The organism is Planctomonas sp. JC2975, from assembly GCF_012985205.1.
Taxonomy (GTDB): Bacteria; Actinomycetota; Actinomycetes; order Actinomycetales; family Microbacteriaceae; genus Humibacter.
The window spans coordinates 211204-224190 of record NZ_JABEKS010000003.1 but is presented as its reverse complement, the minus strand read 5'-3'; the positions used below and the strand labels follow the sequence as shown (position 1 = coordinate 224190).

The 12987-nt window shown below is 68.6% G+C and carries 13 protein-coding genes; 5 read left to right on the top strand and 8 right to left on the bottom strand.

Annotation, left to right across the window (positions count from 1 at the left end):
• Window positions 1-35: 35 nt before the first annotated feature.
• The 6 genes from kdpC to HII28_RS17095 form a co-directional block, all read right to left on the bottom strand.
• The gene (gene kdpC, locus HII28_RS17120) at window positions 36-674 is read right to left on the bottom strand and encodes a potassium-transporting ATPase subunit KdpC (RefSeq protein WP_170027053.1); all 639 of its coding nucleotides are present in this window, start codon (window positions 672-674) and stop codon (window positions 36-38) included.
• 76 nt (window positions 675-750) lie between these two features.
• A complete protein-coding gene (gene kdpB / locus HII28_RS17115; protein WP_170027052.1) occupies window positions 751-2895 on the bottom strand; it encodes a potassium-transporting ATPase subunit KdpB in 2145 nt (714 codons plus the stop codon).
• Window positions 2892-4568: a potassium-transporting ATPase subunit KdpA gene (kdpA, locus tag HII28_RS17110; protein WP_170027051.1), complete on the bottom strand. Its 1677-nt coding sequence runs from the start codon at window positions 4566-4568 to the stop codon at window positions 2892-2894. Before kdpA ends, kdpB begins: the two co-directional genes overlap by 4 nt.
• Before the next feature lie 13 nt (window positions 4569-4581).
• Window positions 4582-4671 carry a potassium-transporting ATPase subunit F gene (locus HII28_RS20530; RefSeq protein WP_170027050.1) on the bottom strand — a complete coding sequence of 30 codons (90 nt, stop codon included), beginning with the start codon at window positions 4669-4671 and terminating at the stop codon, window positions 4582-4584.
• Between the two features lie 64 nt (window positions 4672-4735).
• Window positions 4736-5398: a response regulator transcription factor gene (locus HII28_RS17100; RefSeq protein WP_170027049.1), complete on the bottom strand. Its 663-nt coding sequence runs from the start codon at window positions 5396-5398 to the stop codon at window positions 4736-4738.
• Complete coding sequence (locus HII28_RS17095) at window positions 5395-6627, bottom strand: histidine kinase (protein ID WP_170027048.1); 1233 nt, start codon at window positions 6625-6627, stop codon at window positions 5395-5397. The genes HII28_RS17100 and HII28_RS17095 overlap by 4 nt, the downstream gene beginning before the upstream one ends.
• Window positions 6628-6942: 315 nt before the next feature.
• Here HII28_RS17095 and HII28_RS17090 point away from each other — a divergent pair, with 315 nt between their 5' ends.
• The 3 genes from HII28_RS17090 to HII28_RS17080 all read left to right on the top strand — a co-directional run bounded on the left by HII28_RS17090 (window position 6943) and on the right by HII28_RS17080 (window position 10455).
• On the top strand, window positions 6943-7635 hold the full coding sequence (locus HII28_RS17090) for an ABC transporter ATP-binding protein (protein ID WP_170027047.1): 693 nt from the start codon (window positions 6943-6945) through the stop codon (window positions 7633-7635).
• Complete coding sequence (locus tag HII28_RS17085; RefSeq protein ID WP_170027046.1) at window positions 7632-8930, top strand: ABC transporter permease; 1299 nt, start codon at window positions 7632-7634, stop codon at window positions 8928-8930. The genes HII28_RS17090 and HII28_RS17085 overlap by 4 nt, the downstream gene beginning before the upstream one ends.
• An 85-nt stretch (window positions 8931-9015) precedes the next feature.
• The gene (locus HII28_RS17080) at window positions 9016-10455 is read left to right on the top strand and encodes an LCP family protein (RefSeq protein WP_346769388.1); all 1440 of its coding nucleotides are present in this window, start codon (window positions 9016-9018) and stop codon (window positions 10453-10455) included.
• A gap of 306 nt (window positions 10456-10761) precedes the next feature.
• Here HII28_RS17080 and HII28_RS20760 read toward each other — a convergent pair whose 3' ends face one another.
• Both HII28_RS20760 and HII28_RS20755 read right to left on the bottom strand, forming a co-directional pair.
• On the bottom strand, window positions 10762-10965 hold the full coding sequence (locus HII28_RS20760) for an MGMT family protein (RefSeq protein ID WP_346769403.1): 204 nt from the start codon (window positions 10963-10965) through the stop codon (window positions 10762-10764).
• A 6-nt stretch (window positions 10966-10971) separates the two neighbouring features.
• Window positions 10972-11289, bottom strand: a complete 318-nt coding sequence (locus tag HII28_RS20755) for a hypothetical protein (protein ID WP_346769387.1) — start codon at window positions 11287-11289, stop codon at window positions 10972-10974.
• 146 nt (window positions 11290-11435) lie between these two features.
• Here HII28_RS20755 and HII28_RS17070 point away from each other — a divergent pair, with 146 nt between their 5' ends.
• Both HII28_RS17070 and HII28_RS17065 read left to right on the top strand, forming a co-directional pair.
• Window positions 11436-11951 carry a DinB family protein gene (locus HII28_RS17070; RefSeq protein WP_170027045.1) on the top strand — a complete coding sequence of 172 codons (516 nt, stop codon included), beginning with the start codon at window positions 11436-11438 and terminating at the stop codon, window positions 11949-11951.
• On the top strand, window positions 11948-12946 hold the full coding sequence (locus tag HII28_RS17065) for a serine hydrolase domain-containing protein (protein WP_170027044.1): 999 nt from the start codon (window positions 11948-11950) through the stop codon (window positions 12944-12946). The genes HII28_RS17070 and HII28_RS17065 overlap by 4 nt, the downstream gene beginning before the upstream one ends.
• Window positions 12947-12987: the final 41 nt, after the last annotated feature.

Sequence of the window (12987 nt, the reverse complement as noted above, 5' to 3'; positions counted from 1 at the left end):
CCGGGGTTCTCGTGCGTCGCGAGCCACCCCCGAGATCACCGCAGTTCGTCCAGCGCCAGGTTCAGCTCGACCACGTCGACCGTGCTCTGGCCGAGATAGCCGAGGTCGGGGCCGTTGGTGTACTCGGCCACCAGGGCCTCCACGGCGGCCGCCGGCAATCCGCGCGCCCGCGCGACTCTGGCCACCTGGACCTGGGCGTACGCGGGACTGATGTCGGGATCGAGGCCGGAGCCGGATGCCGTGACGGCATCCACGGGCACCTCGGATTCCGGCACCCCGTTGAAGGCGGCGACCTGCGCCTTGCGCTCCTTGATCTGCGAGATCAGTTCCGTGCTTTCCGGTCCGAGGTTGGATCCGCCCGAATCCGTGCCGGCGTATCCAGCGCTGTCAGCGGATGGGCGGGGCTGGAAGTACTGGCGGAGCGGATGGCCCTTCGCATCCGAGAAGGACTGTCCGAGCAGCGCGGAGCCGACCGTGGAGCCCGCCTTCGAGCCGGCATCGCCCTCAGCTGCCGGCTTCTGGAGCAGGGACCCGTTCGACTGCCATGGGAAGGCGACCTGCCCGATGCCCGTGATGACCAGCGGATACACCACGCCGAGCACGAGCGTGAATGCGGCCATCATGACGACCGAGGCAAGCAGAATGAGGCCGGTTCGGCGAAGCGTGCTGTTCACGCGCCTGCTCCTTTCCTTGTCGGGACGTTCTGTGTGGAACGGTCTGTAGTTGGACGGGTCTGGGTCCGGGCGGAGGTCAGTATCCCGGGATGAGGCCGACCACGAGGTCGATGAGCTTGATGCCGACGGCGGCGATGAGCACTCCGCCGACGCCGTAGTAGAGCAGGTTGCGGGTGAGCGCGCGGGCGAGATCCGTCATCCGGTAGGGAACGCCGGCAAGAGCGAGCGGGATCAATACGCCCATCACGACGACACTGAAGATCAGCGTGGACAGGATGGCCGACGCCGGCGAGTGCAGCCCGAGCACGTTGAGGCTCGCGAGCCCGGGGAACGTGCCGACGAACAGTGCAGGGAACATCGCGAAGTAGCGCACGAAGTCGTTCGCGATGTTGAACGTGATGAGCGCACCGCGGGTCGCCATCTGACGGCGTCCGGCCTCGATGATCTCCACGAGCCGGGTCGGATCGTCGTCGAGCACGATCATGTTCGCTGCCGCCTTCGCCGCAGCGGTCGCGGTGTTCATCGAGACCCCGACATCCGCCTGGGCGAGGGCGGGAGCGTCGTTCGTGCCGTCACCGGTCATCGCCACGAAGTTGCCTGCGGCTTGCTCGCGGGAGATGCGGTCGAGCTTGCGCTCGGGATTCGCGTCCCCGAGGAAGTCGTCCACCCCGGCCTCGGCCGCGATCACTTCGGCCGTCTGCGGATTGTCGCCGGTGACCATCAGCGTACGCACGCCGAGTGCACGCAGCCGCGCCAGTTTCGCCGGGACGACGGGCTTGACGCTGTCGCGCAGATCGATCACGCCGAGCACTCGGGGCGGTTCATCCGGCGGCTCGATGGCGACGACGAGCGGGGTGCCTCCGGTGCGGGCGATCGCCATCGTGCGCCGCGTGAGCTCGTCGACGACCTCGCGCCGCTGCTGCGTGCCGATGTGCTTGAGCCACGCGAGCACCGAGGTCTCCGAGCCCTTGCGAACCCGCGTGCCGTCCGGGAGATCGCGGCCGGACATCCTGGTGCGTGCGCTGAAGCCGACCGGCCTCCCGTCGGGTTCGGCTGCCGTGACGCTCGGCACGCCGGTGGACACCGCGAGCTCGACAGTCGACGTGCCCTCCGTCGTCGGGTCTGCGACCGACGCCAGCCATGCACCGTGCACGAGGTCGCCGAACGGCACGCCGTCCAGCGGAACGAAACGCACGGCCCTGCGGTTCCCGCGCGTGATCGTGCCCGTCTTGTCGAGCATGACGATGGTGAGATCGCCTGCCGTCTCCAGGTCGTGAGCGGATGACACCAGCACGTTCTGCTGCAGCAGCCGCGACATCGCGGCGATGCCCGTTACCGACAGCAGCGCAGCGATCTCGGTCGGGATGAGGCACACCACGATCGCCACCAGGATGGGGATCGACACCGGCGGCGCGACCGGCGACACGATCGTGTTGAGCGTCAGCGCGACGATCACGAACGACAGCGAGAGCGAAGCGATCAGTGCGCTCAGTGCCAGTTCGTTGGGCGACTTCTGCCGGCGCCTGCCCTCCGCCAGATCGATCATCAGGTCGACGGCGGACTCGCCGTAGCGGGCCGTGACCTTCACGACGATCCGGTCGGAGACCACCGTCGTGCCGCCGGAGACTCCCGTGCGGTCGCCGCCGGCGGCGCGGATGACGGCTCCCGAGTCGCCTGTGATCGCCGACTCGTCGATCGACGCGACGCCCCACACGATCGCTCCGTCGAGCGGCACCGGATCCCCATCGCCCAGCACCACGAAGTCGCCTGGGCGCAGCTCGTCGGAACGCACATCGACGATGGCGGCATCGTGCGCGTCCGGATCCCGCTTCGGCTCGTAGTCGACGATCCGGTGGGCGGTGACAGGGCCCTGCACCGACCGCAGCGCCACGGTGCGCGAGCGTCCGCGTCCCTCCGCGATGGCCTCGGCGATGTTCGCGGTGTAGAGCGTGAGCCACACCCAGATCGCGATCGCCCAGGTGAATCCGCCCGGCAGCACCGTTCCGCCGGACGGTGCAGGGCCGCCCACGAAGGGCTCCGCGATCGCGACGAACGTGGTGAGCACGGCACCGCACCACGTGATGAACAGCACGGGATTGCTCCACAGCATGCGCGGATCCAGACGCCGCAACGCCTCCACCGCAATGCGGAACGGATCGACGAAGCGCTCGCCGCCTGCCGTTGGACCGCCCGTGGCCGTGCCGGATGCCGTCTGCGTCATGCTCTCGCCACCCCCTCGGCGAGCGGACCGGCGAGCAGGTACGGCACGAACATGGGCAGCGCGATGAGCGCGATCACGCCGATCAGGAACACGACGAACTGGGGACGGGCCAGTGGGAGCCGCACGGCCGTCGTGGTGGCGCGATCCTGCAGTGCGAACGATCCGCCGAGCGCGAGCACGAGCGCGATCGGGATGAAACGTCCGAGCAGGATGATGCTGCCGAGCAGGAGGTTGAGCCACGGCGTGTTCGCATCGAATCCGGCGAACGCGGACCCGTTGTTGATCGCCGCAGAGATGAACGCATAGATGAGCTCGGACATGCCGTGCGGACCGTTCTCGCCGAGTCCCGCCAGCACCTGGTCGCGCACCGGAGGGATCGCGAGGGTGAGGGTGGCGCCGCCGAGCGCGAGCGCCGGCATCACGAGGATGAAGACGCTCACGATCTTGACCTCGCGCGTGCCGATGCGCTTGCCGAGGAACACCGGAGCGCGACCGAGGTGGAGTCCGGTGAGGAAGACCGCGAGCACGACGTACACGAGGATCGAATACAGCCCGGCGCCGACCCCACCGGGGGAGACCTCTCCGATCATCATGTTGAGGATGAGCACCATGCCGCCGAGCGCGGTGTACGAGCCGTGCATCGAGTTGGCGGCGCCGCCGGACGTGCCGGTCGTCGCGGATCCGAAGATCGTCGAGCCGACGATGCCGAAGCGTTGCTCCTTGCCCTCCATGGCGCCGCCCGCGAGCGTCGGCGCCGTGCCCTGGCCCGCCAGCTCGAAGGCGGTCAGCGCAACGAAGACCACCAGGAACAGGGTCACCATCGTCGCCAGCAGCACGTAGGCGATGCGCTGGTTGCCCACGATCGTGCCGAACGTGCGCGGCAGCGAGAACGGGATGAGCAGCAGCAGGAACACCTGGAACAGGTTCGTCCAGGCGGTGGGATTCTCGAATGGATGCGCCGAGTTGGCGTTGAAGAATCCGCCTCCGTTCGTGCCGAGCATCTTGATCGCCTCCTGCGAGGCGACGGGACCGCCGGGGATGGACTGCACGCCGCCCGCGACGGTGTGGATGTCGGTGAAACCGCTGAAGTTCTGCACCACGCCGCCCGCGATGAACACGATCGCGGCGACAACGCTGAGCGGCAGCAGGATGCGGAACGTGCAGCGCACGAGGTCCACCCAGAAGTTGCCGAGTGTGCCGGTGCGTCGCGCGGCGAGTCCGCGCACGAGCGCGATGGACACGCCCATGCCCACCGACGCGGAGACGAACATCTGCACGCTGAGCCCCACCATCTGCACCGTGTAGCCGACGGTCTGCTCGGGGGAGTAGGCCTGCCAGTTGGTGTTCGCGACAAACGACACGGCCGTGTTGAACGCGAGGTCCGGACTCATCGATCCGAGCCCGAGGGAGTACGGCAGCAACGGTTGCAGCTCGATGATCGCGAAGAGGAGCACGATCCCGACCAGGGAGAACCCGAGCACGCTCGTGAGATATCCGCGCCAGGACTGCTCGCGGCGCGGGTCGACGCCTGCCAGGCGGTACAGCATCCGCTCGGCCCGCCAGTCCTTGCTGCTCGTGTAGACCCAGGCCATGTAGTCACCGAGCGGCCGGTACAGCACGCCGAGCAGCACGACGAGCGTCAGCAGCGTCGCGGCGGCGAACAGCCAGTCCATCAGCACCGCCGCATCAGAGGCGATCCGGGTAGATCATCGCGACGACGAGGTACACGACTGCTGCGACCCCGACGACAGCGGCGATCACTCCGATGACGACCACAGCCTCACCAGCGCCCTTCGACTCGAGAAGAATGAACGATCACTGCTCAGCGCAGCACATCCCATCATTCCGTGCCAGGTGCGATCAGTCCGGATTCGTACGCGGCGATCACGAGTTGCGCCCGGTCGTGCGCGTCGAGCTTCGTCATCGCACGGTTGACGTGGGTCTTGGCGGTCGCCGGGGAGATGAAGAGCGCCTGGGCGATCTCGTCGTTCGAGAGCCCTCTGCCCACCAGTGCAAGGATCTCGGTCTCGCGCTCCGTCAGGTCGTGCGGCAGCACGCGGGTGGGACCGGATGCCGGTGCCTGAAGCGACCGCCTGATCAGGGCCCGCGTCGCCACCGGCGACAGCAGCTCGTCGCCGGCATGGACGGTGCGGATCGCGCGCACGATGTCATCCGGATCCGCACCCTTCCCGAGGAATCCGGCGGCACCCGCGCGCAGCGCCGCCAGCACGTTCTCCTCGTCTTCGAACGTGGTCAGCACGAGCACGCGCGTGGCATTCAGTGTCTCGTCGGCGCGGATCGCCCGGGTTGCGGCGATGCCGTCGGTGCCGGGCATCCGCAGGTCCATGACGACGACGTGCGGATGCTCGCGCCGCGCCGCAGCGACCGCCTCCGCCCCGTCGGATGCCTCGCCCACCACCTCGAGGTCGTCTTCGTGCCTGAGCAGCGCCGCGACTGCTGACCGGATGAGCGCCTGGTCGTCAGCGATCAACACCCGGATCATCGCGCACTCCCGTCGGCGGTCACGGCGTCGGCCCGGCTCGTCGGCAGCACGGCGGTCAGCTCGAACGTGTTGCTCGTGCGGTCCAGCGTCAGCGTTCCACCGACCTCTGCGAGACGTTCGCGCATGCCGATCAGGCCGTGGCCGTCCGTCGATGAGGATGTGGATGCCGGGGCCGACGTCGCGACGACGGCATCCGGGAGGGGATTGGTGACCCGGATGGCCACGCCGTCCCCCGAGTACGACAGATCGAGCTCCGCCGTGCGGTCCTGACCGTGTTTGTACGCGTTCGTCAGCGCCTCCTGCACGACCCGGTAGGCGATCGGGCTGACGCGTGCGTCCAACGGATACGGATCGCCGTCGACGTGCACCCGCACCTTCAGCCCGCTGCGTGCGAAGAGCGCGAGCAGCCCGTCGATGTGCTCGAAGTCCGGCTCGTCGACGATGTCGCGGTCGGCGGTGCTGCGCAGCAGTCCGAGCATGTCGTTCAGCTCTGTCAGCACGTTGCGGGCCGCGTCGCCGACGATGGCGATGGCGGCCTCCGCCTCCCCCGGATCATTGCGCAGCGATCGCGCAGCGACCCCGGACTGCAGATTGATCACCGCGATGCGGTGCGCGACCGAGTCGTGGAGGTCCCGCGCGATGGCCAGCCGATCCTCGGCGACCCGGCGGCGGGCCTCCGCCTCTCGGGACTCCTCAGCGCGCCGGGCTCGCTCCCTTGCTGACTCCAGAGCGTCGAAATACGACCGGATCGCCGACCCAAGGGCAGCCGTGAACGCCACGAACACCGCTGGCTGCAGCGTTGCGGGCTCCGTGACGTCTCCGGCGCCGAATCCGACACCCGCGATGAGCAGCTGCTCGAGGGGGAGCAGCACGACCAGGGCAACGGCGAATCCGACGGTCAGCGCGCGGGAGCTGTATCGGGCGACCGAGTACATCGCGATGCCGACGGGCAGCGTGAATCCGGCCGTGTGCGGCACGTCGAACCATGGCGCCACCATGGCGATGAGCGTGCAGATCACGAGCACGACCACGGGATAGCGGCGGCGGGCGAACAGCACGAGTCCCGCCGCGACCATGAACGGCAACGCGATCAGGCCGTGCTGCGCGACGGATCCCGCCGCCATCTCGCTGCGACCGGCCGGCGCGAACGAGGCGAGGCAGACGACAACGAAGACGATGACGTCCACCACGATGTCGCGAGTACGGCGGGGCCTGACCGGTACCGGCATCCATCCTCCGTTCCGCTTGGTCGTCACTCGGTGACTCCGACGGGTCGTCTGCCGGAGGCCGCGCGCGGGTTCGCGCGAGGTCGTGCGGCCGCACCTTTCCACACCAAGCATCGCTCAGTACGTGGAGGGTGGCATCCCGCCTCTGAGGGCACCCGGCTACTGCGAATGCGGTAGCGAAGAGCCCGCGTCGGCGGGACGCCCCGAAAGCGCCGTCTGCCGACACTGGGAATGCGGGACTCGGCGCGCCGTGCGTCGACCGGCCGAAAGGCGCCGATGGCGTCCGGATGCCGACCCGCACGAGAGAGAACGGACAGCATGTCAGCGGTACTGGAAGCCCGCGACCTCCGCCGGGCCTACGGGAGCGGCGCAGACCGCTTCGAGGCTTTGCGCGGGGTGTCGCTCACTGTGCTGGCGGGGGAGAGCCTCGCCATCGTCGGCAAGAGCGGATCGGGCAAATCGACCCTCATGCACCTGCTCGCACTGCTGGATCGCCCGACCTCCGGCTCCGTGCTCGTCGACGGCCGGGATGCCAGGGATGTGCGCGGCAGTGAGCTGGGCCGCCTGCGGAACAAGGAGTTCGGCTTCGTCTTCCAGCAGTTCTTCCTGAACGCGCACGCCAGCGTGCTCGACAACGTTTCGCTGCCGCTCGTGATCGCCGGTGTGTCCCGATCGCAGCGCAAGCGCCGCGCGATGGAGGCGCTCGACCGGCTCGGCATCGCCGACAAGGCACGCAACCGTGCCAACGACCTCTCCGGTGGGCAGAAGCAGCGCGTCGTCATCGCCCGCGCACTCGTGAACGAGCCGAAGGTGATCTTCGCCGACGAGCCGACAGGCAACCTCGACTCCTCGACCGGCGCCGAGGTGGAGGGCATGCTCTTCGGTCTGCACCGTGAGCAGGGCATCACGCTCGTGATCGTCACCCACGACGCCGATCTGGCATCCCGCTGCGAGCGCAGCATCACGATGCGCGACGGCCGCATCTCCGACGTCTCGGAGGTGGCGGCATGAAGACCGGCGACCTGATCGCATCCGCGGTCTCGAACACATTCCGCAGCAAGCTGCGCACCACGCTCACGGTGATCGCCATCTTCATCGGCGCATTCACCCTCACGCTCACGTCGGCCATCGGTACGGGCATCTCGAACTACATCACAACGCAGGTCGGAGCGATCGGGGCGACGAACTCGCTGACCGTCACGAAGACGGCCAGCGCTGCGTCGTCCACCGGTTCGGGTCCGCAGAAGTACGACCCGAACACGGCGACTTCCGCCTCCGGCGGTGGCCTCGGACCCGGTCGCGGCAGTTCGGCGGCGCTCACCGCAGACGACATCACGACGATCAAGGGCGTCTCCGGCATCACGTCGGCCAGCGGCAACTCGGGTATCAACCCGTCGTGGATCAGCTACTCGACCGGCGGCAAATGGGTGCTCACGATGAATCCGGTGCGCAATGTGAGCGCCGATCTCGCATCCGGCGCGCAGCTCGACAACAGCTCGAGCGACAGCCAGATCGTGCTGCCGACCACCTACCTGGAGAACCTGGGCCTTGGCAGCGCGAAGGAGGCCGTCGGCAAGCCAGTCACGATCGGCATCCAGGACTATCTGGGCACGATGCACGAGGTGGATGCCACGATCGTCGGCATCCAGAACGCCTCCCTGTTCACGTCGGGCGCCTCGGTGAACGACACGCTGCGCACCGCACTGCAAGACGCGCAGGCCACCGGCAAGCCGTCGGCGATCACGACGACGTACGGCAGCGCGACGGCCACGTTCGCGAAGGATTCCACGCCCCAGCAGATCGCGAAGATCAAGGCCGACCTGAAGGACGCCGGCTTCACCGGACAGACCATCGACGACCAGCTCGGCAGCCTGCTGACCGTGATCAACGGGATCGTGGGCGTGCTCGACGCATTCGCCGTGATCGCGCTCATCGCCGCCGGATTCGGCATCGTGAACACGCTCCTGATGAGCGTGCAGGAGCGCACCCGCGAGATCGGACTCATGAAGGCCATGGGGATGGGCAGCGGACGCGTGTTCGCGCTGTTCAGCCTCGAGGCCGTCTTCATCGGATTCCTCGGCAGCGCGATCGGAGCGCTCGTCGCGATCGGTCTCGGCACCCTGATCAGCAACCGCCTGTCGGCGACGCTGCTATCGGATCTGCCGGGGTTGCATCTGCTGCAGTTCTCGGTGTCGTCGGTGGCGACGATCATCATCGTCGTGATGGCGATCAGCTTCGTCGCCGGAACACTGCCCGCTCGCCGTGCCGCCCGCCAGGATCCGATCGAGGCGCTCCGCTACGAGTGACGCTCGCGGCGACGCCGGGTTTCGACGCGTTCGGCCGACGGCGACCGGATTATCTGCGCCGCCCGCGACCCCCTAGGGTGGTGCGGTGGCAGGATCACGGAGCGCTCGACGAGAGGCGCCCGGCCCGCGCCGTTCGACGGGGAACACCCCTGAGTACGGACAGCGGACCGGGGCCGGCAGCGCCGCGTCCGGATCCTCGTACGGAGCGCCGTCCCGGGCAGAGCACGGGCCGCGGTCGCGGGGATCCGAGCCCGCGCCACTGCGCACCATCGCCAGACACGGCAGGCTGCATCGCAGGCCGTGGGCGACCGTGGGCAAGGCCGTGGCATCCGTCGCAGCAGTCGCTCTGATCAGCGTCGTCGGCATCAGCGGTGTCGCCGCCGCGAACCTCGTGGCGGACGTGAAGCCGTCGGTGCATCTCGTCGGTGAGGAGAAGCTCGGGGCCGTCCCCGACATCGGGGCGCTCGAGGGCGGCGTGAACATCCTGCTCGCCGCCACCGACACCCGCACGGACCAGGGCGGTGCCTGGGGCACCACAGAGGACAGCTCAGGCGAGGGCCTGAACGACGTGACGATGCTCGTGCACCTGTCGCAGGACCACACACACGCCGTTGTCGTGAGCTTTCCGCGCGACCTCATGCTCGCCATCCCGAAGTGCCCGGACGGCCAAGGCGGCTGGAACAGCGCGATGTCGTTCCAGCCCTTGAACACGACGCTCTCGGACGGCGGGCTCGCCTGCACGGTGCTGACCATCGAGCAACTCACCGGAGTGGACATCCCGTTCGCCGGAGTCGTCAACTTCAACGGCGTCGTCGCCATGTCGGATGCCGTCGGCGGTGTGCCCGTATGCATCACGGATGGCGGCATCCACGACGAGCACACGAACCTCGACCTGCCTGACGGCACCTCCGTGCTCTCCGGCATGGAGGCGGCGGAGTTCCTGCGCACCCGGTACGGGGTGGGCGATGGGTCAGACCTCGGTCGCATCAGCAACACGCAGGTCTTCCTGTCGTCGCTGGTGCGCACAGTGATGACGAAGTCCACGTTGACCAACCCCGTGAAGGTGTGGGGGCTGGCGAAGGCGGCACTGCAGAACATCAAGTGGTCCGACTCGCTCAACAACGTCACAACGCTGTACCAAATCGCCATGGCGGCCAAGGACCTGCAGTACGACAACATCGTGTTCGTGCAGTATCCGGTGGGCAGCGACTCGGACTACCCGGGCAAGGTCGTTGCCGATCACTCGTCGGCCGACACGCTCATGGCGGCCATCAAGGCCGACCAGCCGCTGCAGCTCACCGGCGGCACGGGCGTCGGCTCCGTGACCTCGACGGATCCACCCGCCCCGTCGGATGCCTCGGCCGGCTCCGGCGCGTCCACCGGCGGCTCCGGCGGCGGCTCCGGCGGCGGAGCCGGTGGTTCGTCCACCGCTGCGGCGCAGCCGTCCAGCACTCCGGTCGCCCTGCCCGACGACGTCAAGGGACAGACCGCCGCCACCCAGACCTGCTCGAAGGGCAACAACTAACCCCTCGCCCAGGGTGCCCGTTCCTCCCCGCGAGGGTGCCCGTTCCTCCCTGCGAGGGTGCCCGTTCCTCCGCGCGAGGGTGCGCGTTCCTCCGCGCGAGGGTGCGCATTCCTCCGCGCGAGGGTGCGCGTTCCTCCCCGCGAGGGTGCCCGTTCCTCCCCGCGAGGGTGCCCGTTCCTTCCCGCGAGCGTGCCTGTTGCTCTCCGCGAGGGTGCCCGTTCTTCACCGCGAGCGTGCCTGTTCCTCCGCGCGAGCGTGCCCGTTTCCGTTCCCGACAGACGCTCCGGGCGGGAGCGACGTCGTCCCTCAGAACAGCGTCGGCCCATCCTCCGCGAGCGCCCCCTCGAGCCCCAGCAGGAATCGCTTGCGGTCCAGCCCGCCCGCGTATCCGGTGAGACTGCCCGTCGCGCCGACCACTCTGTGGCACGGCACCGCGATGGACAGCGGGTTGTGCCCGACGGCCTGTCCGACGATGCGCGCGAGGTTCCGGTCGCCGAGCTGTTCCGCGATCTCGCCCTAGGTGAGCGTCTCGCCGTACGGTATCCCGCGCAGGATGCCCCACACCCGCTCCTCGAACTCGCTGCCCTTCGCGCGCATGGCGAAGTCGAGTGTGGTGCGCGTGCCGTCGAGGTAATCGTGCAGCTGCACGACCGCCTCCCGGATCACCGGATCGGATGCCGCACCGACCTCCGGCCCGAACGCGCTCCGATCCGGCCTGGTCCAGTGCCCCGGGTAGTAGATGCCCGTGACCGCATCCCCTTCGGCGACGATGGCGACCTCGCCGATGTGCTCCGAGATCTGCGGAGCTGTGACGGTTGCGTGGCGGATGTCCATGAGCGGCTTCCTCTGTCTTCCCCTGTGGGTTCCTCTTTCATTGTGCAGACGATCGCGGTCGCGGAAACGTGAGGTCGATGGCCGTCCGCCCTGCGTCCGCATCGTGCGAAGCGCGGAACACCCTCTCCGCGGCATACTCTGCCGGTATGGCCGATCGCGTTGACAAGCCGGACCGTGCACTCGCCGACGAGCGTGACATCCTCGTCGGCTTCCTCGATTACGACCGCAGCGCCGTCGAGCGCAAGCTGCAGGGGCTGAGCGAAGCGGATGCCCGCACCTCCGTCATCCCGTCCGGCTGGTCGATGATCGAGCTGGCCTGGCATCTCGCCGCGATGGAGCGTCGCTGGCTGCGGTGGTCGTTTCTGGGGGAGCTGTTGGAAGATCCGTATCCCGACGCCAGCAGCACCGGATCCTGGGCAGTGCCGCCCGGACTGACCGTCGCCGATGCGGTTGCCGAGCTCCGCGCGGGCGGCGAGGCCACGCGTCGCATCGTCGCCGAGCACGACCTCGACGAGCGTTCGCACGTCGGCGGCAAGTACACCGACGATCAACCGCTCCCTGCGCTGCGCTGGATCCTCACGTACGTGCTGCAGGAGTACTCGCGGCACCTCGGGCATCTCGACATCGCGCGCGAGCTCATCGACGGGGAGACCGGCGAATGACCGGCGACGAGCGGTTCGCCGAAGCATCGCGACTGGTCGCCAACTGGGTCGATGGCGGTCGCATCCCCGGTGCCGTGCTCGGTGTGCTCGATGCAGAAACGGGCGTGACGACCAGGGCCTTCGGCCTGGCGCAGCGGCTGCCGGGCGAGCGGCCGATGACCACCGACACCTGGTTCGACCTCGCGTCGGTGACGAAGGTGGTGTTCACGACGCCGCGCATCCTGGATGCCGCCAGCTCAGGCATCCTCGATCTCGACGCCCCCGTCACGCAGGTGCTGACCGAGCTGCGTCAGTTCGACCCGGACGCCTGGCAGCGCCGCATCACCCTGCGCGATTGCCTCACGCATTCCAGCGGCCTGCCCGCCACGTTCCCCGTCTACACCTACGGCACGGACCCCGACCAGCTCCGGGCCTTCGTCATCCAGCGGGACTGGCCGCACGGCGATCCCGTGTACTCCGACCTCAACTACATGCTCCTGGGCTTCGTGCTGGAACGGCTCGCGGATGCCCGCATCCGCGATCTCGACCCCGGTGCGGGCTTCGCGTGGTCGGCCGATCCGGCCGAGGCGGCAGCCACCGAGTACTGCCCGTGGCGCAGGGGGATGCTCGTCGGCACGGTGCACGACGAGAACGCGGCAGCGCTGCAGGGTGCCGGGCATGCCGGCCTGTTCGGCACCGCGGCATCCCTCCTCGCCTTCGCCGGCGGGCTGCTGGACGGATCGGGCGCGACACCGGAGGCCATCGCCCTGATGCGCACCGCCGTCGGCCCGCGCCGTACCTACGGATGGGAGCACACGTACGAGGGATGGTCCGGCGGCGAGACGTGCAGCGACCAGACCATCGGTCACAGCGGCTTCACCGGCACGGGGATCTGGATCGATTTCGGCTCCGGTCGCGCGTGGACCCTGCTCACCAATCGCGTGCACCCCACCCGCTGGTCCGACAGCGGCATCATCGAGCTCCGCCGCCTGGTCGGCGACGCGCTCAACCGCTGACGGATCCGGCCGGACCCCGACGCCACCCATCCGTCGACATG

Coding starts and splice junctions, on each gene's coding strand:
- kdpB (WP_170027052.1), bottom strand. CDS start 2,895: ATGACGCAGACGGCATCCGGCACGGCCACGGGCGGTCCAACGGCAGGC.
- kdpA (WP_170027051.1), bottom strand. CDS start 4,568: ATGGACTGGCTGTTCGCCGCCGCGACGCTGCTGACGCTCGTCGTGCTG.
- HII28_RS17100 (WP_170027049.1), bottom strand. CDS start 5,398: ATGATCCGGGTGTTGATCGCTGACGACCAGGCGCTCATCCGGTCAGCA.
- HII28_RS17095 (WP_170027048.1), bottom strand. CDS start 6,627: ATGCCGGTACCGGTCAGGCCCCGCCGTACTCGCGACATCGTGGTGGAC.
- HII28_RS17090 (WP_170027047.1), top strand. CDS start 6,943: ATGTCAGCGGTACTGGAAGCCCGCGACCTCCGCCGGGCCTACGGGAGC.
- HII28_RS17085 (WP_170027046.1), top strand. CDS start 7,632: ATGAAGACCGGCGACCTGATCGCATCCGCGGTCTCGAACACATTCCGC.
- HII28_RS20755 (WP_346769387.1), bottom strand. CDS start 11,289: ATGGACATCCGCCACGCAACCGTCACAGCTCCGCAGATCTCGGAGCAC.
- HII28_RS17070 (WP_170027045.1), top strand. CDS start 11,436: ATGGCCGATCGCGTTGACAAGCCGGACCGTGCACTCGCCGACGAGCGT.
- HII28_RS17065 (WP_170027044.1), top strand. CDS start 11,948: ATGACCGGCGACGAGCGGTTCGCCGAAGCATCGCGACTGGTCGCCAAC.